Origin of the sequence: Modestobacter sp. I12A-02662, assembly GCF_041028325.1 — a bacterium.
Lineage (GTDB): Bacteria > Actinomycetota > Actinomycetes > Mycobacteriales > Geodermatophilaceae > Modestobacter.
In genome coordinates this window covers 1-24498 of sequence record NZ_JABGDE010000010.1, presented here as the reverse complement: position 1 = coordinate 24498, position 24498 = coordinate 1, and the positions used below count along the sequence as shown (strand labels likewise).

The 24498-nt window shown below is 75.3% G+C and carries 21 protein-coding genes; 15 read left to right on the top strand and 6 right to left on the bottom strand.

Features of this window, described 5'->3' with window-relative positions; genetic code table 11:
• Positions 1–19 precede the first annotated feature (19 nt).
• Together HL189_RS15605 and HL189_RS15600 are read left to right on the top strand one after the other, a co-directional pair.
• Positions 20–709 carry an AzlC family ABC transporter permease gene (locus tag HL189_RS15605; RefSeq protein WP_369134628.1) on the top strand — a complete coding sequence of 230 codons (690 nt, stop codon included), beginning with the start codon at positions 20–22 and terminating at the stop codon, positions 707–709.
• A gap of 6 nt (positions 710–715) precedes the next feature.
• Positions 716–1033 carry an AzlD domain-containing protein gene (locus HL189_RS15600; protein ID WP_369134627.1) on the top strand — a complete coding sequence of 106 codons (318 nt, stop codon included), beginning with the start codon at positions 716–718 and terminating at the stop codon, positions 1031–1033.
• Positions 1034–1036: 3 nt separating this feature from the next.
• On the opposite strand, the gene HL189_RS15595 is transcribed toward HL189_RS15600, so the two are convergent.
• Positions 1037–2047, bottom strand: coding sequence for an ATP-dependent DNA ligase (locus HL189_RS15595; protein WP_369134626.1), 1011 nt, complete (start codon positions 2045–2047; stop codon positions 1037–1039).
• Between the two features lie 79 nt (positions 2048–2126).
• Between HL189_RS15595 and HL189_RS15590 the strand changes: the two genes are divergently transcribed.
• Positions 2127–2360 (top strand): hypothetical protein, encoded by a 234-nt coding sequence (locus HL189_RS15590; protein WP_369134625.1) that lies wholly within the window; start codon positions 2127–2129, stop codon positions 2358–2360.
• Between the two features lie 49 nt (positions 2361–2409).
• Here the strand turns inward: HL189_RS15590 and HL189_RS15585 are convergent, their stop codons facing one another.
• Both HL189_RS15585 and HL189_RS15580 read right to left on the bottom strand, forming a co-directional pair.
• Positions 2410–2934, bottom strand: a complete 525-nt coding sequence (locus tag HL189_RS15585; RefSeq protein ID WP_369134624.1) for an HAD domain-containing protein — start codon at positions 2932–2934, stop codon at positions 2410–2412.
• Positions 2935–2964: 30 nt separating this feature from the next.
• Entirely contained in the window at positions 2965–3423 is a 459-nt protein-coding gene (locus HL189_RS15580; protein ID WP_369134623.1) for a MaoC family dehydratase, read from the bottom strand.
• A 109-nt stretch (positions 3424–3532) separates the two neighbouring features.
• On the opposite strand from HL189_RS15580, the gene HL189_RS15575 reads away from it, so the two are divergent.
• The gene (locus tag HL189_RS15575) at positions 3533–4603 is read left to right on the top strand and encodes a DUF3048 domain-containing protein (RefSeq protein ID WP_369134622.1); all 1071 of its coding nucleotides are present in this window, start codon (positions 3533–3535) and stop codon (positions 4601–4603) included.
• A gap of 5 nt (positions 4604–4608) precedes the next feature.
• Here HL189_RS15575 and HL189_RS15570 read toward each other — a convergent pair whose 3' ends face one another.
• Both HL189_RS15570 and HL189_RS15565 read right to left on the bottom strand, forming a co-directional pair.
• Positions 4609–10173, bottom strand: a complete 5565-nt coding sequence (locus tag HL189_RS15570) for a DUF3320 domain-containing protein (protein ID WP_369134621.1) — start codon at positions 10171–10173, stop codon at positions 4609–4611.
• Positions 10174–10295: 122 nt separating this feature from the next.
• Entirely contained in the window at positions 10296–11516 is a 1221-nt protein-coding gene (locus HL189_RS15565; protein ID WP_369134620.1) for a M20 family metallopeptidase, read from the bottom strand.
• Positions 11517–11606: 90 nt separating this feature from the next.
• On the opposite strand from HL189_RS15565, the gene HL189_RS15560 reads away from it, so the two are divergent.
• The 11 genes from HL189_RS15560 (at position 11607) to HL189_RS15510 (ending at position 22741) form a co-directional block, all read left to right on the top strand.
• Entirely contained in the window at positions 11607–12674 is a 1068-nt protein-coding gene (locus HL189_RS15560) for an Lrp/AsnC family transcriptional regulator (RefSeq protein ID WP_369134619.1), read from the top strand.
• Between the two features lie 97 nt (positions 12675–12771).
• Positions 12772–13812, top strand: a complete 1041-nt coding sequence (locus tag HL189_RS15555; RefSeq protein WP_369134618.1) for an ABC transporter ATP-binding protein — start codon at positions 12772–12774, stop codon at positions 13810–13812.
• Entirely contained in the window at positions 13809–14864 is a 1056-nt protein-coding gene (locus tag HL189_RS15550) for an ABC transporter ATP-binding protein (protein ID WP_369134617.1), read from the top strand. Before HL189_RS15555 ends, HL189_RS15550 begins: the two co-directional genes overlap by 4 nt.
• A gap of 55 nt (positions 14865–14919) precedes the next feature.
• A complete protein-coding gene (locus HL189_RS15545) occupies positions 14920–16512 on the top strand; it encodes an ABC transporter substrate-binding protein (protein ID WP_369134616.1) in 1593 nt (530 codons plus the stop codon).
• Between the two features lie 86 nt (positions 16513–16598).
• Positions 16599–17525: an ABC transporter permease gene (locus HL189_RS15540; protein ID WP_369134615.1), complete on the top strand. Its 927-nt coding sequence runs from the start codon at positions 16599–16601 to the stop codon at positions 17523–17525.
• Positions 17526–17561: 36 nt separating this feature from the next.
• Positions 17562–18407, top strand: a complete 846-nt coding sequence (locus HL189_RS15535; protein WP_369134614.1) for an ABC transporter permease — start codon at positions 17562–17564, stop codon at positions 18405–18407.
• Positions 18404–19369 (top strand): pyridoxal-phosphate dependent enzyme, encoded by a 966-nt coding sequence (locus tag HL189_RS15530; protein ID WP_369134613.1) that lies wholly within the window; start codon positions 18404–18406, stop codon positions 19367–19369. The genes HL189_RS15535 and HL189_RS15530 overlap by 4 nt, the downstream gene beginning before the upstream one ends.
• 12 nt (positions 19370–19381) lie before the next feature.
• Positions 19382–20617, top strand: coding sequence for an amidohydrolase family protein (locus HL189_RS15525; protein WP_369134612.1), 1236 nt, complete (start codon positions 19382–19384; stop codon positions 20615–20617).
• On the top strand, positions 20614–21855 hold the full coding sequence (locus HL189_RS15520; RefSeq protein ID WP_369134611.1) for a Zn-dependent hydrolase: 1242 nt from the start codon (positions 20614–20616) through the stop codon (positions 21853–21855). The genes HL189_RS15525 and HL189_RS15520 overlap by 4 nt, the downstream gene beginning before the upstream one ends.
• A gap of 124 nt (positions 21856–21979) precedes the next feature.
• Positions 21980–22450, top strand: a complete 471-nt coding sequence (locus HL189_RS15515) for a hypothetical protein (protein WP_369134610.1) — start codon at positions 21980–21982, stop codon at positions 22448–22450.
• A gap of 75 nt (positions 22451–22525) precedes the next feature.
• Complete coding sequence (locus tag HL189_RS15510) at positions 22526–22741, top strand: hypothetical protein (RefSeq protein ID WP_369134609.1); 216 nt, start codon at positions 22526–22528, stop codon at positions 22739–22741.
• 29 nt (positions 22742–22770) lie between these two features.
• Here HL189_RS15510 and HL189_RS15505 read toward each other — a convergent pair whose 3' ends face one another.
• Positions 22771–24162, bottom strand: coding sequence for an ADP-ribosylglycohydrolase family protein (locus HL189_RS15505; protein WP_369134608.1), 1392 nt, complete (start codon positions 24160–24162; stop codon positions 22771–22773).
• Positions 24163–24498 lie beyond the last annotated feature (336 nt).

The following is a 24498-nucleotide window of genomic DNA, read 5'->3' as shown; positions in this document are numbered from 1 at the left end:
GACGAACCGGAGGTTGCTCGTGACAACCACCCTGCCGACGCCGCGCGCGGCGATCCGTGTCGACGCAAGGGGTCTCGCGCTGCGGGACGCCCGCACCGTCGTCCCCGGTCTGCTGCCCTTCGGGGTGCTGCTCGGCGTGACCGTGGTGACCACCGGCGCCAGCGGGCCGGCCGGCGTGCTCGGCGGCCCGATCGTCTACGGCGGCAGCGCGCAGCTGACCGCGCTCACGCTGTCGGACCGGGGGCTGGGGCTGGTCGCCGTCGTCCTCAGCGCCGCGGTCGTCAACGCCCGGCTGCTGCTCTACAGCGCCGCGCTCGGGCACCGCTTCCGCGCCCAGCCGGCACTGTTCCGCTGGCTGGCGCCGCACCTCATCATCGACCAGACCTATCTGATGGCCAGCTCCCGCCCGGAGCTCGCCGATCGGGACTTCCGCCGCTACTGGGTCTGGCTCGGCGGCGCCGTCCTGGTCGTCTGGACCGGATCGATCGCCCTGGGCATCGGGCTCGCGCCGGTGCTACCGCCACTGCCGCACCTGACCCTGGTCGGGACGGCGATGTTCATCGGCTGCTGGTGCCGCGTCTGGTCGACCGGCCGGCCGTGGTCGCGGCCCTGGTCGGCGGAGCAGTGGCCGCGGCGGTGTCCTGGGTGCTGCCCGCGGCGGGGATCGTCGCCGGTGCGCTGTCCGGTGTCGTGGCCGCGATGGCGGTGAGCCGTGATGACTGACCTCGTCGTGGTGCTGGCCCTGGGCGCGATCTGCTGGGTCTTCCGCATCGTGTTCGTGCTGCTCGTCCCCGCCACCGCCCTGCCGTCGCGGATCCGCCGGGGGCTGGACCACCTGGCGCCCGCGGTGCTCGCCGGGATCGCCGCGGTTGAGCTGACCAGCACCGTCGGCTCCGGCGATCTGCGGAGCAACCTGCTCGCGCTCGGGGCGATGGCGCTGGTCGCCGGGATCGCCCACCGGTTCCGGAACCTCAGCCTGACGGTGGTCGCCGCGCTCGCCGCCGTCCTGCTGATCGACCTGCTGGTCCGGTAGCGCTCAGATCGGTGGGACGTCGCCCGGGTTGAGGTCGGGGCGGGCGCGGACGAAGCGCAGCGGATGGCGGAACACCCCCGCGTGCAGTGCGGCGTCCGCGCTGACCTCCACGACCACCGAGGGCTCGACCTTCGTCAGCGGCACCGACAGCCGGCCACCGCCGAAGGCCCCCGTGCCGATCCGGTCCGGCCACGGGTGCTCAGCCCTGGCCGGCGTGAGGACGGCGGCGAGCCCGGCGGCCTGCCCGGGGTTCAGCGGGCTGGTCCGGCCGACCACGACCAGCTCGCCGTCCCGGTACCGGCCGAGCACCAGCTGGCTGGGGTTCTCCAGCGCACCGATCACCCCGCCGACGACGACCTCCGTCGTCTCCCACGACTTCACCTTCAGCCAGTCCCGCCGGGCGGGCAGGTACCGGCCGGTGGCCGACTTCACCACCAGGCCCTCGACGCCGGCGGCCCGGTACTCACGCGACCAGCGCTCGGCCTCGGCCGGGTCCTCGGTCATCGGGGAGAGCTGCAGCGGCGGCGACCAGCCCCCGGCCAGCGCCTCCAGCTGCGTCCGGCGCCGCCACAGCGGCTCCGACCGCTGGTCGGCGCCGCCGACGGCGAGCACGTCGAAGGCGACGTACGAGGCCGGGTACTCGGCGACGAGCGGGCCGTTCCGGCCGGCCGCGGTGACCATCCGGCGCTGCAGCAGGCTGAAGTCGAGCCGGTCCCCGTTCCAGATGACCACCTCGCCGTCCACCACCGTGCCCGGCGGCAGCTGGGCTCGCGCGGCGGCCACGACGTCGGGGAACCGCCCGGACAGATCGCGGCCCTGCCGGGACCAGACCCGGGTGGCGGTCACCTCGCGGACGACGACCAGCCGGAACCCGTCCCACTTCGGCTCGTACCGGCAGCCACCGGGCAGCGCGCTCGGGTGCGGCAGGGCGGCGACCGGCTTGGTCAGCGCGACGCCCACCGGCCCGGACAGCTCCGGCGGCAGGTCGGGCAACCCGGCGGCGGTCAGCGGCACCCGGACACGATCTCAGGAAACCCGCCGGTCAACCCCTTGTACTCACCCGAGCAGGTGGGGTCGGTGCTAGGACGGCTGTATGCCGGTGTCGATCACCATCCGTCTCCCGGACGAGGTCCACGACGTGCTCACGGCGCGCGCCGCACGGGCCGGGCAGTCCCTGCAGCAGTACCTGCGCACACAGCTCGCGGCGCTGGCCGACCGATCTGACCGGGACGGGTTCTGGCAACGGGTGACCGACCGCGTACACGACACCGGCCCCCGGCTGCCCGAAGACGCCGTCCTCCAGGCGGGGGACAGCGACCGCACGTGACCGTCGTCGTCCCTCCCACGGCCATGTTGGCCAACATGGCCGGTGCGGGTCACCTCGCGAGCCAGGCCTCGATCTCGTCCAGCTGGGCGTGGGTGAGGCCCTCGAACACGTCCGGGGCGACCACCAGCACCTGAGGGTGCGCGGTCAGCCACTCGACGGTCTCCTCGGCCCGTTCACCCAGGTCGTCGTCGATCCACACGATCCGCCGGTCCGGCTCCGCCTCGGCGACCTCCTGGGCCGCGGCCAGCTTCCACCACCCGGACGCACCGCCGAGCGAACCGGCGAAGCCGGTCGGTCCGATGCCCGGCCGGGCGTGGGTCCGCAGCCCGCGGGGCAGGCCCAGCGGCTCGGCCAGCACCCGGTCCGCGTTCTCCGCCCACGTGGTCAGCCACTGGATCTCCACCCGGCCGGACTCGTGCAGGTCCCGCAGCCGGGCGGTGACCGTGGGGTCCCAGGTGATCAGGAAGCCCTCGAACAGCCCGCGCTGCCAGCCGTCGGGCGGGTCGAGCCGGAGCGCGTTGACGACGCCGTCCACGTCGAGCAGCAGCACGGGGACGTCGCGGGTCGATGGCATGACCCTCCCTCCGGCGCGACCGGACGACGGTCAGCCGGCGCCGGCCGGGCGGGTGCGGACCAGGTTCGTCGCCCGCAGCCGCAGCACCGCCGAGCCGGCCTGGTCGACCATCTCCACCAGCGTGGTCACGATGCCCCGGTCCGGCTTGCTCCGGGACACCCGGGCGTCCTCGACCGTCGTCCGGAGCACCAGCTCGTCCCCGGGGCGGACGGGCGCCAGCCACCGCAGCTCGTCGATGCCGGGCGAGCCCAGGCTCGACACCGGCGACAGGTACTCCTCGGCGAGGAGCCGCATCATCAGCGCGCAGGTGTGCCAGCCGCTGGCGATCAGCCCACCGAACGGACCCCGGGCGGCGGCCTCGGCGTCGACGTGGAACGGCTGCGGGTCGAAGCGCCGGGCGAACTCGACGACCTCGGCCTCCTCGACCCGGATCGGACCGGCCTCCGCCGTCGTCCCCGGCACGTAGTCCTCGAACCAGCGCTCGATCACCGGAGCAACCTAGCCCGCCACCGAGGTCGGGCCGCCCGTGAGTCCCCGCGGCGGCTCGCGGCTCCCTAGGGTGACGAGCCCGCCCGCAGGCCGACCCGGGAGCGTCGCCGTGGCCCGTCGCAGCACCGCACTCCGCGCCGTCCTGCTCGTGGGCGTCGCGCTCCTCGGCTCGGTCGCCTGCACCCCCTCCGGGGAGACCGTCCGGACCGCCGCGACGGCTCCCACCACCAGTGCCAGCCCCACGCCGCCCCCTCCGCCTCCGCCACCGCCCCCGCCGCCCCCGCCGGTGCTCTGGCCGCTCACCGGCATCGAGAGCGGCCCCGTCCCGCCGCGCCCGGCCCTCGCCGTCAAGATCGAGAACTCGGTCGACGCCCGGCCGCAGACCGGCCTCGGCGCCGCGGACGTGGTCTGGGAGCAGGTCGTCGAGGGCGGCATCACCCGGTTCGTCGCCGTCTACCACTCCACGCTGCCGCCGCAGGTCGGGCCGGTGCGGTCGGTCCGGCCGATGGACCCGGCCATCGCCGCGCCGCTGCGCGGTCTGATCGCCTTCTCCGGCGGGAGGGCCGGGTACGTCGACGCGCTCGCGGCTGCCGGTCTGCAGACGGTCAGCTTCGAGCGGGGGGACGGCGGCTTCCACCGCATCCGCGCGCGGTCGGCGCCGCACAACATCTACGCCGACCCGGCGGCCCTGCTCGCCTCCGCCGACGCCGCGCACCAGGCCCCGCCGCCGGCGCAGTTCGACCTCGCCCCGCCGGGGGAGCCGCCCTCTGCCGGCACGCCCGCGGCGGCGGTGCGGCTCACCCTCTCCGGGCTCAGCCACCCGGTGTGGACGTGGAGCCCGCCGGACGGCAGGTGGCTGCGCGCCGAGGGCGGCCGGCCGGCCGTCGAGGCCGACGGCACCCCGCTGCGGGCGACGAACGTCGTCGTCCTCCGGGTCACCGTCGTGGACACCGCCGCCCGGGACGCCGCCGGCACCCCCGTGCCGGAGACCGTGCTCACCGGGTCGGGCGAGGCGCTGGTGCTGACCGGCGGCTCCGCGGTCCCCGCCACCTGGTCGAAGGCGGGCGTCGGCGACCGCCTCCTGCTCACCGGCTCGGACGGCGCCCCCGTCCGGCTCGCCCCGGGCACCACCTGGGTCGAGCTCGTCCCCCTCGGCAGCGGCGCCGTCTCCGTGGGCTGACCGGCTCAGGCGGCGGTGATCGGCTGACCCGACCCGGCCCGGACGACCCGGCTGGCCCGGACGGCGTGCGCCAGCCCCACCTCCAGGTGCGGCAGGAGCACCGGGTGGCGCCGCCGGTGGCCGAACACGACCAGCGTCTGCAGGAACAGGTCGTCGCGGGTCATCCCCGAGCCGGCCCGGCACAGCGCCACCATCGCGTTGCCGATCTCCTCCGGCGGCACGTGCTCCAGCGGCCGCTCCACCCCGCGACCGTGCCGGCGGAAGCCGGTCCAGGTCTCCGGGTCCAGCTCCGCCGGCCAGAGGAACTCCGCGGACGGGTCGGGCAGCAGCGCGAGGATCGACTCGATCCGCGCCGCGTTCACCCGCGGGATCCCGAAGGCCGACGCGGTCAGCGCCGCCAGCCGGTCACGGTGGATCGGCCCCTCCGCGGCGATCCCGGCCGCCAGCACCCGGCGCACCCGGCGCGCGGTCTCCGGGTCGTCCAGTTGCCGCAGCAGCCGCGGCTCGCCGGCCTCGTCCGGCGTCCAGGGCCGGAACTGCTGCTCGTCGGCCAGCCGCGCGGGCGGCACCGCCGGACGGGCCGGCACCCGCCGGGGCGCCTCCGACGAGGGCGGCTCGTCGGCCTCCTCGGGCTCGTCCTCGGCGACCGGCTCGGCCGCGGGCAGCACCGCCGCCGGCAGGTCGGCACTGGCCGCGGCGGCCGTCAGCCGGTCCACCACCGCCTCCCGGTCGGCCAGCCACTCCGGCAGCCACACCCGCTCGACCGCCGGCCATCCGCGGGCGGCCAGCAGGCCGGCCGGGACCGCGACCCGGTCGACCACCGGCGAGCGCTGCGCCCACGCCGGCCCGTCGAGCAGCACGGCCAGCACCGGCTGCTCCGGGGCGGCGGCGCGGGCGACGATCAGGTCCAGCCGGAAGCCGGACAGCCCGACGTCGGTGGACACCACCAGCCCCCGGCCGCGCAGCGCCGCGGCCACGTCCTCGCGGTGCGGGTCAGGCGGCGGCGCCGGCCGGCCGTTCTGCGGCACCGCGTCGGGTCCCTGCGCCGCGACGTCGAGGTAGGCGCGCAGCTGCCGGACGCCGAGGGCCGACGTCTCCGCCGGCCGCAGCAGCGCCGCGGGGAAGGACGCGTAGACGACGACCTGCCGGCGCGCGCGGGTGACCGCGACGGTGAGCCGCCGCTCGCCGCCGGCCCGTCCCAGCGGGCCGAACTCGAGCGGCAGGCCGCCGCGCGCGTCCGGCGCGCAAGCGAGCGAGAGCAGCACGAGGTCCCGGTGCTCGCCGGAGACGGTGTCCACGTCGCGCACCAGCAGGGCGCCGGCGTCCAGCGCCGCGACCACCCGGTCGTCCCCGGACCCGCGCAGCAGCCGCTCCACCAGCCGCCGCTGCGGCGGGTGCAGGGTCACCACGGCGATCGACGGATCGGCGTCCGGCGCTGCCGCGAACCGGCGCAGCACCTCGGCGACCACCGCCCGCGCCTCCACGTCGTTGGTGTGCCGCTCCGCGCCCGCCCGGGCGAACGCACCGGCCACCCGGACCAGCGAGACCTCCGGCCCGCCGGGCGCCGGGCACGCCGACAGCCGGTTGCCGTAGGCCACCGCGTCGGCGAACGCGGACACCCCGTCGGGAGCCCGGTGCTGCCAGCCGAGCTCACGCCGCGGGACGCCGACCCGCAGGCAGGCGGTGAGCAGGTCCTCACCGGGGCGGGCGCCGGGCGGCGGCAGCTGCCGCCGGTCACCGACGACGACCGCGGCCGTGGCGCGGCCGAGCGCGCCCAGCGCGTCGGCGACCGGCAGCCGGGACGCCTCGAGCACCACCACGAGGTCGAACGAACCCGCGGTCGCCGGCAGGGACCGGGCCACCGTGTCGGGCGTGGCCAGCACGCACGGGGTCAGCGCCGCGGCACCCGGGTCGGTGAGCAGCCCGCAGACGTCCGGGGCGTCGAGTGCCGGCTCCTCCGGCATGTCCCGGGCGGCGAGCGCCCGGGCCGCCAGCCCGGCCCGCACCTCCGCACGGGCCTCCGCCGACGCGGCCAGGAACCGGCGGACCGCCTCCTCCTGGGCGCGCGCGTCGGCGGCGGACAGCCCGGTGGCTGCGCGGCGCTCGACGAAGGAGGCCTGGGCGAACCCGCGGTCGAACGCGGCGACGGCGTCCCGGGCCGGAACCGCGCCGGACAGCAGGACCTCACGCACCCCGGACAGCCCGGCGGCGTCGAGCAGGTGCAGGTGCCGCAGCAGGTCCAGCCAGCGGGCCAGCGAGGGGAGGCCGAACTCGTCGATCGCGCGCCCGGGCTGGGTGGATTCCCACAGCGCGGGCACGCCGCCGTCCCCGGCCCACTCCTGCAGCCCTCGTGCCGAGGTGGCGCAGGCGGCGGGGAGCGCGGCCAGCGCGGCGCGCAGCCGGCGCACCCGGCCGGCCCGGACCGGGTCCTCGACCGGCGCGGTGTCGAGGAAGCGGCGCAGGTGGGGGAGGAACGCCGTCGCGGTGGTCAGCGCGTCGCGCAGCCGCCGCAGGTGGGCCACCTGGCGGTCGAGCAGGTGCGGATCGGTCAGCGGGTTCCAGTTCCACGGCACCAGCAGCCCGGGGACGGCAGCGGCGCGAGCGGCCAGGTCGCGGACGGCGTCGTGCACGTCGAGCAGCTGCTCGATCAGCTCCGGCACGGCCGGCGGCTCCACCGCGGCGCCGGGCCGCAGGGTCGGGGCCAGCTCGGCGAGGACGGCGGACAGTCGCCGGCCGCGGCCGAACCGGCCCGACACCGCGGCGTCCCGCGCGTCCGCGGCGATGCGCACCAGCGGCAGGTCGAGGACCCGCGGGTCGGCGACGTCCAGCCCCGGGTGCTCGACCGCGGTGAAGCCGGCGACCTCGGCGAGCAGCTCCTCGACCTCGTCGTCCCAGCCCGGCGCGCAGGTCGCGTCGAGCGCGGGCAGCGGAACGGCCGGGCCGTCGAGGACCTCGGCCACCGCGTCGAGGTCCTCCGGCGTCCGGGCGGCGGCGACGACCCGGGCGAGCGGGCCGGCGGGCGGCAGGGCGGCGAGCGCGCGGTCGACGGCGACGACGGCCGCCTGCACGGCCACCGGGTCGACGTCCGCGGAGTCGAGGAAGCCCCACGGGTGCCCCGCCCGGGGTCGCGTCCGCGCCGCCACCTCGGGCAGCCCGGCCAGCACCCGGCGGACGGCCGCGGTGGTGCGCGCCGAGGCGTTGGAGACGAACTCCGGGGGCACCGCCAGGGCAGGCGGGCCGTCGGTGGCGGACAGCAGGCCGGCGTGCGCCGAGTACGCGGACATCCCCGCCGCGTTCGGTGCGTGCAGCCGGTCGGTGTACTCGGCGATGCGCCGCCGGAGGTCCCGCAGCTCGTCCCGGAGCGCCGTCCCCGCGCTCGAGCCCGAGAAAGCCCCCGGGCTTGAGCCCGAGAAGGCCCGCTCGTGGGTGCGGCGGAGGTGCGCGCGGACGGCCGCCGGCTGCCCGGCGGCGCCGTGCAGCGCCAGGGTCAGCGCGCCCAGTCCCGCGGCGTCCAGGCGCCGGGCCAGCACGTCGAGGGCGCGCGGCTGCGGGCCGACGACGAGCACCCGCCGGGCGTCGGCCACCGCGGCCGCCACCAGGTTCGCGACCGCCTGGGTCTTGCCGGTCCCCGGCGCCCCCTCGAGCACGAACGAGTGCCCGGCGGCGGCGTCGGCCACCGCCCGCAGCTGGCTGCCGTCCGCGGGCAGCGGCAGGGCGGCGGCCAGCTCGTCGAGGTCGCTCCCCGGTGCCGGCTCGGGCTCGGCGAACGGCTGGCCGGGCCGCAGCAGCACCGGCACCAGCGGGTTGCGCAGCGCGGCGGCACCCAGCCGGTCGGCGTCCTCCCGCACGCGGAACGCGGCCGCCGGCAGCAGCGTCAGCTCGGCGGTCGTCTCCACCCGGAAGGGCAGCCCCTGGGCGGCCAGCGCCTGCCGCAGCACCGGGGTGAGGTCGGCGGCGTCCTCGGGAACGGCGACACTGTGCCGCCGGCGGAGCTCGCCGAGCAGGCAGCCGTTCGGGGTGACGGTGCCCGCCGGGTCGGCGGAGATGCGCCACGAGCCGGCCCTCGCCCCGGGCGCGAGGACGACCGGCACCAGCAGCAGCGGCGAGCGCGCCGGCCGGCCGTCGACCTCCCAAGCCAGCGAGCCCAGCGCCAGGCACAGGTCGTTGGTGCCGCGCTCCTCGACGACCCGGCGGGCCCGCTCGGCCAGGTCACCGAGCCGGACGGCGTAGTCGTCGGACGGGACCTCGGTGTACAGCCCGGCGTGCTCGACCAGCAGCTCACCCAGCTGGTGCGGAGGCAGGTCGCGGGCCGCGCGGATGCCCCGGCGGCGCGCGCCGGCGCCGAGCTGGTCGGCCGGCAGCAGGGTCAGCGCGGCACCCGCGCCGAGCTGGTCGGCGATGGCGGCCAGCCGGCCCGGGGGGACGGTGAGGGGGAGCGGGCCGTCCTCGCCGCCACGGAGGTCGAGGTCGAGCAGCGCGGCCGTCGGCCCGGCCGCCCGCCGCCGCCGGTCACGCGCCGCCCGCCGCGTCGCGCCGAGCAGCCCGTCGTCCCCGGGCAGCGGGACGACGCCGTCCAGCCGGGCCCGGTGGACGTCGGTGACGCCGACCAGCCGGTGCAGGTCCCCGGTCAGCCAGGTGGCGGCCGCGGTGCGGTGCAGGTCGCCGAAGGTCGCCGGCTCCGCCCCGACCCGCAGCAGCGCGGTCTCCACCAGCTGGACCAGCCCGCGCTCGACCAGCTCGGCCAGGCCGGTCACGTCGGTGACCGCGGCGCCGTCGGCACGGTGCGGCACCCGCCAGTAGCCGAGGAAGGCGTGCGGCCGGTCGGCGGCCACCCACAGCAGCGGACGCAGCCCGGCGTGCTCGAACGCGGCGGCGAGGGTCACGGCCACGTCGAGGGTGGTGCCGGCGCGCTCCTCGAGCACCTCCGCGGGGGTGCGCACCCGCTGCGGCACGTCCCGCCAGTCCGCGGTCACCGGCCGCGGCCGGATCCCGCGGCGGCGCATCCCCTCCACGATCGCGGCGGCCGTCTCGTCGACCCGCAGCGGATCGGCGGTGCGCGAGCGCAGCAGGTCGGTGGCGGCGCCGACCAGGCCGGCGACCGCGGGGTCGTCGGGCAGCACGTGCGCCGCGAGCAGCTCGAGGGCCAGCGGGGGAGGAGAGGCCAGCCACTGCCCGGCGCCCAGCACCCGCAGGGGGGTGGTCGCGCTGGCCAGCACCGTGCCGCCCGCCTCGACCTGCACGGTGAGCGAGGCCGGGCAGGGCTCGGGGACCGCGGCCAGCCGGTCCGCGTCCAGGACCAGCGGGACGTCGGTGAGCACCGTCGGCCGGCCGGGGACGACGTCGGCGGTCAGCTCGACGGGCCGGCCGAGGTCGCCGTCCGCCGTCCGCACCGTGACCGTGACCCGCGCGGCCCGCACCGGGTCGCCGTCCGTGGTCAGCCGCAGGCCGGCCACGACGGGGATCCCGGCGCGGGCGAGCGCCTCGCTGAGGACGGGAACGGGGTCGGCCGAGATCGAGATGCCGCCCTCCGCCCCGGTCCCGGGGCGCTGCGGGCAGGGGAAGGTGCCCATGGGAGGTGTCTACCGCCGGGGAGGCGTCCGGGCGGGGAACCCCGCCGAGCTGTGACCAGTGAGGTGGGGGACGAGTCCGTCCGGACGGCGCCGGGTGCGGCCGGCGCCGTCCGGACCGGGGCTCAGGCGGACGCCGGGGCGGCGTCCCGCTCCAGGGCGCGGACCGCGAGCTCGGCGTGCAGCAGCGTGCCGTCCGCGAGCACGCTGTCGCTGAACTCCGCACGCGGGCTGTGGTTGTTCGGCGCGGTCTCGTGGTCGTCGCCGGGCGCCGCGCCCAGGAACAGGTAGGCGCCCGGCACCTCGGCCAGCACGCGGGAGAAGTCCTCGGACCCGGCCTGCGGGTACGCCTGCGGCGCGTACCGGTCGTCGCCGAAGACCTCGAGGGCAACGCCGGCGGCGAACGCGGCGTGCTCAGGGGCGTTCACCGTCACCGGGTACTCCTCGAGGTACTCCGCGTCCACCTCGAGCCCGTAGGCCGCGGCCACCGACTCGCACAGCTGCACCGACGCGGTCCGCATCAGCTCCCGCGCCTCCGCGGAGAACGACCGCACGGTCGCCGAGAACTCCGCCTGGTCCGGGATGATGTTGCGCTTCGTGCCGGCGTGGAACGTGCCGATGGTGAGCACGACCGGGTCGAACACGTTGAAGCGGCGGGTCACCATCGTCTGCAGGTCGCCCACCAGCTGCGCGGCCACGGTGATCGGGTCGCGGGCCAGGTGCGGGGCCGATCCGTGCCCGCCGGACCCGTGCACGGTCACCCGCAGCTCGTCGCTGGCGGCCATGAGGGTGCCCGGCCGGGTGGTGAACTGCCCGCGCGGTGTCGCCGAGGACATGACGTGCATGCCGTACGCCGAGGTCACCCGGGAACCGGCGGCGTCGAGCACGCCCTCGTGGAGCATGTAGCCGGCGCCGTCCCAGCCCTCCTCGCCCGGCTGGAACATGAAGACGACGTCGCCGGCCAGCGACTCGCGGTGGGCGCTGAGCAGCCGGGCCGCGCCGACCAGCATCGCGGTGTGCAGGTCGTGCCCGCAGGCGTGCATGACGCCGTCGACCTCGCTGCTGTAGTCCAGCCCGGTCTCCTCCTGCACCGGCAGGGCGTCCATGTCGCCGCGCAGCAGCACCGCGGGCCCGGGCCGGCCGCCCCGCAGCACCGCGGTCACCGAGGACAGCTCCGTCCCGGTGCTCACCTCCAGGCCGAGGCCGTCGAGCGCGGCGAGCACGGTCTCCTGCGTCCTGGGCAGGTGCAGCCCGATCTCGGGACGGCGGTGCAGCTGGTGCCGGAGCTGCCGGAGCTCGTCGGACATCGCCTGCGCATCGGAACGCAGGGCCTCGGACCGGGTCATGGAGCCTCCTCGTACGGGTGGACCGGAGGCTATGACTCCGGACTGATCTGCGGAAGGATTCGCAGGAATCCGTCACGAGAGGCCCGCGCGATGTCCGATCTGGTTGCCCTGGACGAAGACGATCTGGCCCTCGTGGAAGCGCTGCAGCGGGACCCGCGCGCGCCGTGGACGGAGGTCGCCGAGGTCGTGGGGACCAACGCCGTCACCGCGTCCCGGCGCTGGGAGCGGCTGCGGGCCGCCGGGGCGGCGTGGGTCACCGGCGCCCCCGGCCCGCACTCGTACCACGCGCAGGTGCTCGCCTACGTCGAGGTGACCTGCCTGCCGAGCGAGAAGACCCGGGTCGCCGCGGAGCTCGCCGGGGACGCGCACGCCCTGTCGGTGGACATCACCGCGGGCGGCCGCGACCTGCTGATGACCGTCGCCGCCGTCGACCTGCCGACGCTGGCCCGCTACCTGCTGGAACGGCTCGACCGGGTGCCCGGTGTCACCGGCTCGCGGGTCCGCGTCGCCACCCGGCTGTTCGCCGAGGGGAGCCTGTGGCGCCTCGGGGTCCTGCCCGCCGCCACCGGCAACGGGGACGGGACGTCGGCCGGCGCGGTCCTGCCGGCGCCCCGGCCGGTCGTCCTGGACGGCGTCGACCGCGAGCTGATGGCCCGGCTGGGCGTGGACGGCCGGGCCTCCTACGCGTCCCTGGCGCAGGCCACCGGCATCAGCCAGCCCACCGCCCGCCGCCGGGTCGACCGGCTCATCTCCTCCGGCGCCGTGCTGCTGCGCACCGAGGTCGCCGCTCCGCTGGCTGGCTGGCCGGTCACGGTGGTGCTGTCCGCGAACGCGCCCGCCGGCCGGCTGGACGAGGCGGCAGCCCGGGCCGGCCGGATGCGCCAGGTCCGGCTGTCGGCCACGCTGGCCGGGACCCCCAGCCTGCTCGTGACCGCCTGGCTGACCTCGCTGGACCAGGTGCACCGCTTCGAGCAGGACCTGGTGCACCAGGTGCCCGACGCCGAGGTGGTCGACCGGCTGGTCGTGCTCCGCCCGGTCAAGCGCATGGGCCACCTGCTCGACGTCAGCGGCCGGGCCACCGGTGCGGTGCGGATGGAGGTCTGGAACGACCCGGTTCCGGCCGATCCGACGTCCGGACGTTCCGTCAATCCGGTGTAGCCGAGAGTCACGACTCACCGCCGTGATCTGAGTGTCACCTCACGGCCGCAGATCTGGCTTAGGTTTCACGCACCGATCGGTCGAGGAGGCGCGGTTCGTGACCAATCCCGTTCTCTCCGTCCAGGGTCTGACGACGGAATTCGTCACCCCGGGCGGAGTGGTGAAGGCCGTCAACGACGTGAGCTGGGACCTGTACCCCGGCGAGACGCTCGGCGTGGTCGGGGAGTCGGGCTCCGGCAAGAGCGTCACCGCCATGTCGATCCTCGGCCTGGTCCCGAGCCCGCCCGGGCGGATCGTGGCCGGCGAGATCCTGTTCGAGGGCCGCGACCTGCTGAAGATGTCGGCCAAGGAGCTGCGGAAGCTGCGCGGCAGCGACATCGGGATGATCTTCCAGGACCCGATGACCAGCCTGAACCCGGTGCTGACCGTGGGCGCCCAGATCACCGAGACGCTGCGGCTGCACAACGGCGACCTCAGCCGCGCGCAGGCGCGCACCCGGGCGATCGAGCTGCTGGCGCTGGTCGGCGTCCCCAACCCCGAGGGCCGGTACGACCAGTACCCGCACGAGCACTCCGGCGGCATGCGCCAGCGGGCGATGATCGCCATGGCGATCGCCAACGACCCGAAGGTGCTCATCGCCGACGAGCCGACCACCGCGCTCGACGTGACCATCCAGGCGCAGGTGCTCGAGGTCCTGAAGACGGCGCAGGAGCGCACCAACGCCGCCACCGTCCTCATCACCCACGACCTCGGCGTGATCGCCGAGCACGCCGACCGGGTCGTGGTGATGTACGGGGGCAAGGTCGTCGAGGTCGCCGACGTCCGGTCGATCTTCTCCGCCCCCCGGCACCCCTACACGCTCGGCCTGATGAGCAGCCTGCCGCGGCTGGACGTCGACCTGCACCGGCTCGACCCGATCCCCGGCTCGCCGCCCAACCTGGTCGACCTGCCGGAGGGCTGCTCCTTCCGGCCGCGCTGCCGCGTGACCCGGGGCCGCGAGGTGTGCCGCACCACGGTGCCGCCGCTCTACGACACGGGTCCGGGCAAGGGCGCGGCCTGCCACTTCTCCGAGGAGGTCCCCGCAGAGATGGTCACGGTCTCCCGTGAGATGGGCGCGCGGCTCGGGAGCGGGGCATGACCGCCGTGGACGGCGCCGACCTGCACGCGCGGGCGGAGGCGGGCACCGAGATCCTCCGCGTGGAGGACCTCAAGACCCACTTCCCGATCCGCGGCGGGGTGACCCGCCGGCAGGTCGGCACCGTCTACGCGGTGGACGGCGTGAGCTTCACCGTCGCGGCCGGGGAGACGCTCGGCCTGGTGGGCGAGAGCGGCTGCGGCAAGACCACAGCCGGCCGGACGCTGGTCAAGCTGCAGGAGCCCACCGCCGGCAAGGTCTGGTTCAAGGGCGCCGAGATCACCGGCTACGGGCGGGCCCAGATGAAGGCCGTCCGTCGGGAGATGCAGTTCGTCTTCCAGGACCCCTACACGTCGCTGAACCCGCGGATGACCGTCCGGACCATCGTCAACGAGCCGCTGCAGATCCACGGGCTGCTCTCCGGCTCCGCGCTCAGGGCCCGGGTGGACGAACTGCTGCAGGCGGTCGGGCTCACCCCCGAGCAGGCCGGGCGCTACCCGCACGAGTTCTCCGGCGGCCAGCGGCAGCGCATCGGCATCGCCCGGGCGCTGGCGCTGAACCCGCAGGTGCTGGTGCTCGACGAGCCGGTCTCCGCCCTCGACGTCTCGATCCAGGCGCAGGTGGTCAACCTGCTGCAGGAGCTGCAGGCCGAGCGCGGGCTGTCCTACGTCTTCATCGCCCACGACCTCTCGGTGGTCCGGCACATCTCCGACCGGGTCGCGGTGATGTACCTCGGCAAGATCGTCGAGATCGGCACCCGGGCCGACATCTACACCCGGCCCACGCACCCCTACACCCAGGCGCTGCTGTCGGCTGTGCCCATCCCGGACCCCACCCAGCGGGGCACCCGCGAGCGGATCGTGCTCACCGGCGACGTCCCCAGCCCGGCCAACCCGCCGTCCGGCTGCAACTTCCGCACCCGGTGCTTCAAGGCCCAGGCGATCTGCGCGGAGCAGGAGCCGGAACTGATCGACCGGGAGGGGCACGGGCACCCCAGCGCCTGCCACTTCCCGGAGGTGCGCCCCGTCATCCCCCTGACGGCCGCACGCCCCTGAGCACCGCCCCTCGACCCCTGTTGTGCACCACCTCGTCCAACGCAGGAGCCTGCCCATGTCCACAGCACGCCGTCGCACCACCCGGATGAGGTCCTTCGCCGCCGCCGCTGCGGCGCTCGGGATCCTGCTGTCCGCCTGCTCCGTCAGCGACCCCGAGGCGCCGGCCTCGGACAGCGCCGAGGGCGGCGGCGGCACCTTCAACATCGCCGTGGGCATCGACCCGGACACCTTCGACCCGGCCGGCCAGACCACGACCACCGTGCAGAACATGGTCGACTACGTCGTCGAGACGCTGGTCTCGGTCGACGAGGAGGGGACCGTCAGCGGCAGGCTCGCCGAGACCTTCGAGGTCTCCGAGGACGGCCTCACGGTCACCCTCGGGCTGCGGGAGGGCGTGCAGTTCCAGGACGGGACGCCGTTCAACGCCGAGGCCGTGAAGTTCAACCTCGAGCGGATCAAGGACCCCAACCTCGCGGTCCCGCTCGGCGCGCCGTTCGACGTCATCGAGTCGGTGACCGCGGTCGACGACACCAACGTGGAGATCAAGCTGACCCAGCCCTCCCCGGGCTTCCTCAGCGCGCTGTCGGTGACGACCGCGGCGATGATCTCGCCCGATTCGGTGACCGCCGAGGGCAACACCAACGAGAACTACCAGAACCCGGTGGGCACCGGCCCGTACACGTTCGACAGCTACACCGCCGGTGAGAGCGTCACCGTGCAGAAGTTCGCCGACTACTGGGGCGAGGAGCCGCACTACGACACGGTCAACTTCCGGGTCGTCCCGGAGGCGGCGACCCGGGAGAGCCTGCTGCTCGCCGGGCAGGTCGACATGATCATCCTGCCGCCGGTGTCGGACCTCGAGGCGCTGCAGAACAACGGCGACGTCGAGGTGATCCTCGGCGAGAGCGACCGCAGCATCTACATCGCCATGGACACCCAGGACCCGATCTGGTCCAACCCGGTGGCCCGGCAGGCGCTGAACTACGCCGTCGACAAGCAGGCGATCGTCGACAGCGTGCTCTTCGGTGCCGCCGACGTCATGAACGCGCCGATGGCCCCCAGCCTCTTCGGCTACTGCGAGACCGGCTCCTACGACTACGACCCGGAGCGCGCGCAGCAGCTGCTGGCCGAGTCCGGGGCGGCCGGCGCCTCGCTGGACCTGCTCACCCCCAGCGGCCGCTACGTCCAGGACCAGCAGGCCGCCGAAGCCATCGCCGGCTACCTGCGCGAGGTCGGCCTCACGGTGAACGTCACCACCAGCGACTTCCCGTCGTTCCTGTCCCGGGTGAACGCGCCGCACTCGGAGAACACCGTGGACGCGCACCTGCTCGGCTGGGCCCCGCCGTACCTGGACGCGGAGTTCCAGATGCAGATGTTCCGGCAGGCCACCCACCCGCCGGCCGGCCTGGGCACGGCGTTCTACACCAACCCGCAGGTCGAGGAGCTGCTCGCGCAGGCGGACGTGGAGACCGACCGCGACACCCGGGAGCAGCTGTACTGCGACGCCTCGCAGATCATCTGGGACGAGGCGCCCTGGATCTTCCTGTGGACGCAGTCCTTCCCGGTCGTCCACTCGGCCGAGGTGACCGGCATCGACACCACGCCGACCGAGAAGTTCGACGCCATCTACGCCCGGCCGGCCGACTGACCCACTGGCCCTGGTGGTCGCCCCTGCCCGACGGCAGGGGCGGCCGCCGCCCCCGGCGGAGGAGGAACTGAACGGATGGACACGCCATGAAGGGCACGGCCGCGCACATCGTGCGCACGCTGCTGCTGTCGCTGATCACCCTCCTGGGGGTGTCGGTGCTGATCTTCCTGATGCTGCGGGTGCTGCCCGGTGACCCCGCGCGGGTGCTGGCCGGCCTCAACGCCAGCGAGGAGCAGGTCGCCCGGCTGCGCGAGCAGCTCGGCCTCGACGACTCCCTGCTGTCGCAGTACGGCTCCTTCATCTCCGGGGTGCTCACCGGCGACCTGGGCACCTCGGCCCGCACCTCGCGGCCGGTGACCAGCGAGATCGCCGTCCGGCTGCCCGCGACGCTGATCCTCGCGGTGGTCGCCACCGTCATCGGCTCGGTCGTCGGGATCGCCGCCGGCGTGATCGCCGCCGTCCGGCGCAACTCGATCATCGACCACGTGATCTCCAGCGTGGCGATGATGGGCATCTCCATGCCGGTCTACTGGCTGGGGCTGCTGCTCATCCTGCTGTTCGCCGTGACGCTGGGCTGGCTGCCCGCGGCCGGCAGCGGGGAGCCGCTGAGCATCGTGCTGCCGGCGGTGACGCTCGCGGCGTTCTCCACCGCGCTGGTCTCCCGGATGACCCGGGCCAGCATGCTCGAGGTGCTCGGGCAGGACTACGTCCGCACCGCGCACGCCAAGGGTGCCCCGCCGCGGACCGTGGTGGTCAAGCACGCCCTGCGCAACGCGTTCATCCCGGTCCTGACCGTCATCAGCCTCCAGTTCGGCGCCCTGCTCGGCGGTGCGGTGCTGACCGAGACCGTCTTCGGGTGGCCGGGCATCGGGCGGCTGATGGTCGACTCGATCGGTGCCCGCGACTTCGCCGTCGTCCAGGGGCTCGTCCTGGTCTACGCCACCTTCTTCATCCTGCTCAACGTGATCGTCGACCTCCTCTACGTCGTGGTCGACCCGCGGATCCGGTACTGACATGGCGGAGGGAAAGCCGATGAGGGCGGTGCACCGATGAGGGCATGGCGGCGCTTCCGTCACCACACCCCGGCGATGATCGGCCTGGGCATCGTCGCCGCGTTCGTGCTGCTGGCCGTCTTCGCGCCGCTGATCTCGCCCTACGACCCCAACGACCAGGACCTCGCCTCGGCGATCCAGGGACCGTCGGGCTCGCACTGGCTGGGCACCGACCAGCTGGGCCGCGACATCGCCACCCGGCTCATGTACGGCGGGCGGATCTCGCTGATGATCGGCGTGCTCGCGGTGCTGATCGGCCTGGTGGTCGGCGTGCCGCTGGGCATGCTGGCCGGCTACTACGGCGGCTGGGCGGACCTGGCGATCTCGCGGCTGGCGGACATGATGTTCGCCTTCACCAGCATCCTGCTGGCGCTCACCCTGGTCGCCGTCCTCGGCGTCAGCCTGCAGAACGTGATCGTCGCGGTGGGGATCAGCGTGATCCCGGTGATCATCCGGCTGGTCCGGTCGTCGGTGCTCAGCCTGCGCGAGGAGCCCTACGTCGAGGCGGCCCGGGCACTGGGCGCGGGCAACGGCCGGATCATCGTCCGGCACGTGTTCCGCAACGCGCTGACCCCGGTGCTGGTGCACGGGACGCTGAGCATCGGGGTGAGCATCCTGCTCGCCGCCGGCCTCGGCTTCCTCGGCCTGGGCGTCCAGTCACCCACCGCCGAGTGGGGCACGATGCTGGGGGAGGGTCGGCAGTTCATCTTCAGCGCCCCGCACATGACGACGTTCCCCGGGATCGCGATCTTCCTGGCCATCCTCGCCTTCAACCTGCTCGGCGACGGGTTGCGGGACGCCCTCGACCCGCGGATGCGCACCGTGGACAGGCCGGCCGCGTGACCGGAGCGGAACTGGTCGGCCTGGACGACGTCCGCGCCGCCGCCGGCCGGTTGGCCGGCCGCCTGCACCGCACCCCGGTGCTGCGGTCGACCAGCCTGGGCCGGTTGTGGGGGGACGTGCGGCTGGACCTCAAGGCCGAGCTGTTCCAGCGGACCGGCAGCTTCAAGCCCCGCGGCATGCTCAACAAGGTGCTCGCGCTGCCCGCGGAGGAGCGCGCCCGGGGGATCGTCACGCTCTCGGCGGGCAACGCCGGCGCCGCGGTCGCCTACGCCGCGGCCAGCGTCGGGGTGCCCGGCACGGTGGTCATGCCGGCGACGGCGGTGCCGGCGAAGGTCGAGGCCTGCCGGGCGTACGGCGCGGACGTCGTCCTCACCGACGGCGACCTGGTCGAGACCTACCTGTCCGTCGTCGCCGAGACCGGCCGGATCCCCGTGCACCCCTTCGACGACCCCGCGGTCGTCGCCGGCGCGGGCACCGTCGGCCTGGAGATCGCCGAGGACGTGCCCGACGCCGACGTGGTGCTCGTGCCGGTGGGCGGCGGCGGGCTGATCAGCGGGGTCGCCGCCGCTCTCGCCCGGGTCGCGCCGGGCACCCGGGTGATCGGCGTCGAGCCGGAGACCGCCGACGTGATGACCCGCAGCCTCGCCGCCGGCGGCCCGGTGCGGATGCCCGAGGCGCGCAGCATCGCCGACGGGCTGGCCCCGCCGATGAGCGGCGCGGTCACCGTCGCGCACGTGCAGGCCTTCGTCGAGCGCGTGGTGCGGGTGCCCGACGCGGACATCCTCGCCGCGCTCGCCCTGGCGGTGACGCGCACGAAGCTCCTGCTCGAGCCCTCGGCCGCCGCGCCGCTGGCCGCGCTCATGACCGGCGTGCTGGAGCTGCCGCCCGGCACGCGCGTCGTCTCCGTCATCAGCGGCGGCAACGTCGACCTGGCGCTGTTCGGGCGCCTCACCACTCCCTGACCGGAAGGGCACATGACCACCTCCAGCTTCCTGCTCCGCAACGTCACCGTCGTCGACGGCACCGGCGCCGCCCCCGTCCCCGGCCAGGCCCTGGTCGTCGAGGGACGCCGGATCGCCTGGATCGGCCCGGAGGACCAGGCACCCGGCGTCGCGCCGGAGTCCGTCGTCGACGGCGGCGGCGGCACCGTGCTGCCCGGGCTGATCAACTGCCACGTGCACCTCACCGCCAACGGCGCCCCGGACCTGTTCGCCCAGGCCGCCGGGGACACCGTCCCGCTCGCCACGCTGCGTGCGGCCGACAGCGCCTGGACGACCTTGCACTCCGGGGTCACCACGGTGCGTGACTGCGGCGCCGCCGACGACATCGTCATCGAGCTGGCCAAGGCCATCGACCGCGGTCTGGTCCCCGGGCCACGGGTGCAGGCGGCCGGCCGGGTGATCACCATGACCGGCGGGCACGGGCACTTCATCGGCCGCGAGGCCGACGGGCCCGACGAGGTGCGCAAGGCCACCCGCGCCGAGATCAAGGCCGGCGCCGCGGTGATCAAGGTGATGGCCACCGGTGGCGTGCTCACCCCGGGGGTCTCGCCGACGCAGACCGCGCTGCTCCCCGAGGAGCTCGCGGTCGTCGCGCAGGAGGCGCACAACTCCGGCCGGCGGGTGACCACCCACGCGATCGGCCGGGCGGGCATCCACAACGCGCTGCTCGCCGGGATCGACTCGGTCGAGCACGGCTTCTACTTCGACGACGAGCTGCTGGACATCGCCATCGACCAGGGCACCTTCCTGGTGCCCACGATGCTCGCCGTCGACGGGATCGTCCGGAACGGGCTGGCCGCCGGCATCCCCGGCTGGGTGGTGGACAAGGCCGAGGCGGAGGCACAGCAGCAGCGGGTGAGCTTCGCCGCGGCCGTCGCCTCCGGCCTGCGGATCGCCGCCGGCACCGACGCCGGGACGCCGTTCAACGGGCACGGCCAGATGGCGCAGGAGCTCGCCCTGATGGTCCAGCACGGGCTGAGCCCGATGCAGACGCTGGTGGCTGCGACCTCCAGCGCCGCGGCGAACCTGGGCCTCGCCCACGAGATCGGCACCCTGGAGGTCGGCAAGCTCGCCGACCTGGTCGTCGTCGACGGGGACCCGGTCGCCGACATCACCGCGACCGGCCGCGTGGTCCTGGTGGCCAAGGACGGCGTCGTCCAGCGCAACGAGCTGGCGGACACCGGCGCCGCGGTCCCGACCGCCGCATGACCGGCCCGGTCCGGGTCGACGAGCAGCTGCTCGGCACCTACGTCGAGGAGCTCGGCCGGATCGGCGAGGTGCCCGGCAACGGGCTCTTCCGGTTCCAGTACAACGAGGCCTGGCAGCAGGCCCGCGACCAGCTGCTGCAGTGGATCGAGCAGGCCGGGTTGGAGGGCCGGGTCGACGCCGTCGGCAACGTCTTCGGGCGGCTGCCCGGGCGGTCGGACCGGGTCGTGCTCACCGGCTCGCACGTGGACACCGTCCCCTCGGGCGGTCGGTACGACGGCGCCCTCGGCGTGGTCGGTGGCCTGGCCGCGCTCGCCGCGCTGCGCGAGCACGGCACGCCGGAGCGGACCCTCGAGGTCGTCGCCCTCTGCGAGGAGGAGAGCAGCCGGTTCACCGGCAACTTCTTCGGCACCCGGGCGATGCTCGGGCTCATCGAGCCCGACGAGCCCGACCGGCTGGTCGACGCCGACGGCATCCGCCTCGCCGAGGCGATGCGGGAGGCCGGGCTGGACCCCGCGGCCATCCCCACGGCGCAGCGCTCGGACCTCGACGCGTTCCTCGAGCTGCACATCGAGCAGGGCCGGGTGCTCGCCGACGAGGGGGTGGAGGTGGGCCTGGTCGAGGTGATCCCCGCGATCACCTGGCAGACCGTCACCGTGCGCGGTCAGCAGGACCACGCCGGCGCCACCCCCATGGACCTGCGGCGGGACGCGTTCCAGGCCGCGGCGGAGATGTCCCGGCGGATCACCCGGCTGGTCGAGGGGAGGGGCCGCCCCGCCGTCGTCACCACCGGCCGGTGGGAGGTGGTGCCCGGCCTGCCGAGCATCGTCCCCGGCCTGGCCCGGTTCTCCGTGGACCTGCGCCACCCGCAGGAGCCGGTGCGCGACCGGCTGCTGGCCGAGATCGACCGGATCTGCGCCGACGTCGCCGCCGACCACGAGGTCCAGGTCGAGATCGTCCGGGACAAGCACGAGGAGCCCGCATCGATGGACGCCGGCCTGCTGGCGGTGCTGCGGGACGCGGTGGACAGCTGCGGGGTGAGTTCGCGGTCGATGCCCAGCGGTGCCGGGCACGACAGCCAGCTCATGGCCAGCCGGGTGCCGACGGCGATGCTCTTCGTGCCCAGCGTGGGGGGCCGCTCGCACAGCCCCGCGGAGTTCACCGAGCTCGCCGACTGCGTCCGGGGGGCGTCGGTGCTCGCCACCGCCCTGCACCGGCTCGCCTTCGACCCGGGCAACTGATCGCCGCAGCGCCCGTCGCGCGCCCCGGGCACCGGGCGGGCGCTGTGGCACAGTCGAGGGGGAGCGCCGGGCGGCGGACACCGCGCCACGGACCCCCGATCCCACCAGAGCGAGGCATGCACAGATGAGCACGGACAGCACCACCCCGACCGGCGCGACCCCGGCTCCCCACGCCGCGGCTCCCGACGTCACGGCTGCCGACGTCACGGCTCCGGAGGCCCCGGCCGCCGAGCAGCCCGCGGCCGGCACGACCACCGGCGCGATCGGCGACGGCTCCCCGGCCGGCGAGGACGCCGAGCCGGGCTGGGTGGCCCGGCACAGCGCGACGCTGATCACGCTGATGGTGGCGGTCATCGTCGCCGCCGCGGCCATCACCGGGCTGACCCTCTACCGGCACGGCGTCGACGAGGCCAACGCCGACACCGAGGCCGCCTTCGCCGAGATGGTCTCCGGTCAGGGCGCGTCGCTGGAGACCGTCGAGTGCGACGGCGGCACCTGCGCCGCGGTCATCAACGGCGCGGCCTACACCGTCCTGGTGCAGGAGGACGACAACGGCGAGCAGCACTTCGGCGTCACCGACTTCGTCGGCGACTGACCCGCCCGGCCGACGCGGTTTCCGCCGCGCCGGCACCGGCTACACCGGTGCTCTCCACCGGAGGTGAGGTCAGCGATGACCGAGGGCAACCTGACCGGCAGCCCCTATGAAGGCGCGAACCGGACACCGAACGACGACGAGCCGTTGCCGGGGGAGCGGCCGGCCGGGGACCGGGTCGGCCCGGCAGTGCAGTCGCCCACCGCGCAGCACGGCGGGCTGGCCGACCAGCCCGGCGGCGCGTCGGAGCTGCCAGACCAGGGTCTCCCGGTCGACCCCGACCGTCCGGGCTGACCGGCCGTCCGCGCTGGCCGGCCGCCCGGTCAGCGGACCCGCTCCAACGCGGCGGTGAAGCTGGCGTTCCACTCGTTGAGGTGCGGCCACCGCTCGCGGACGTACGCCGTCGCCTCGGCCGCGGACATCCCCCGGGTGCGGCGCAGCCAGGCGCGCAGCACCAGGCCCGTCCGGGACTGGCCGGCGAAGCAGTGCACCAGCACCGGTCTCCCGTCAGCCCGGAGCGCGGCGATGTCGTCGAGCACGTCAGCCAGGACGGCGTCCAGCTCCGGGTTGGCGTCGTCGTCGGTGAGGTAGGCGAACCGCTGCACGTCGTGCGGGAACCGGGCGCCGGTGCGGCACAGCGAGACGACGGCGAACTCCGTCGAGCTGCGCCGGGCGCCGGCCAGGTCGGCCGCCCAGACGCCGTCGGTGACCTCCCGCGCCTCCAGCCCCTCCAGCTCGACCGGCTCGTACGGCGGCTCGGCCGACCCGTCGAGCGCGGCGGCCAGGTGGTGCAGGTCGGCGAGCCACCACACGCGGTCCCCGGAGCCGGGGATGCGCCCGTGCACCGCCGACGTCCAGCGGATCGGGATGCCGGCGATGCCGTACACCGCGCCGGCGAGGCCACCGGCGACCGCGGCCACCGTGTCGGTGTCGCCGCCGAGGTCGATCACCAGGCGGAGGACCTCGGCGAAGTCCCGGCCGTGCCGCAGCGCCCAGACCGCCTGGCCGAGCGTCGGCCACACCGCGCCGTTGCTCTCGGTGGCCTGGGCGGGCGTCCAGCCCGGAGCCAGCACGGCCGCCCACCGGTCCCGGTGCTCGGGCCGGACGAGGTCGACCGCGGCCGGGACGGCGTCCAGCGGATCCCCGCCGTCCAGCGCGATCCGCACCAGCTCGTGGAAGACCGCGCACCCCTCACCCGCGGCCGGATCCCCGTGGGTCAGCGCGGACAGCCGGCGCGCGGCCTCGGTGGTGGCCGCCTGCCCCTCGCGGCTGAAGCGGATCGCCGCGGGTGTCGTGCGCATCAGCGAACCGTTGCCGGCCGCGTGCCCGTTGCGCGCGAAGTGCTCGGCGGCGGCGACGTCCCACGGCCGTCCGGAGCCGAGGACGGCGCGGGTCTGGTTGCCGATGTCCGGCGGCCCGGCGCTCGCCCAGGTGCGGAACCGCGCGAAGACGTCTGCCTCGTCCAGCCCGCCACACTCGATCAGCGACTGCGCGACCAGCAGGGCCATCTGGGTGTCGTCGGTGAACTCGCCCGGTTCCCGGCCCAGCGACCCACCGCCGCACATCTCGGTCCGGGCGCCCCGGGCGTCGGCGGGGAACCGGCCGGTGAACCGGCCGGGCGGCCCGAACTCGAAGGGGGCGCCGAGCGCGTCCCCGACGGCGGAGCCGATCAGCGCGCCGGCGACCCGGTGCGAGCGGGGGACGAGCGCTGGCATGCGGACCTCCTGGGGACGACGACCCCCACTCTGCCAAGGGGGTCCGACAGCCGCCTCCGCGCCGTCGCGGGGGTGTGGGGGACCCCTCGTGCAGGGGCCGGAGGGGGCGTGTATTGTTCTTCCTGCACCGAGCGAGAACGGACCGGGCCCTGCGGGGTCTGGGAAACCGCCGGCCGAGCCCTTGTGGTGAGGCTGCTGCGGAGCCCGGTGTACAGTGTGGACACCGCCGCGGAACGATGACCGGAGCATTTCGGTCGGGGTCCGTGCGCGTCCGCTCCTTGAGAACTCAACAGCGTGCCGAAAGTCAGTGCCATGTAATGAATGCCCCATCCGGGG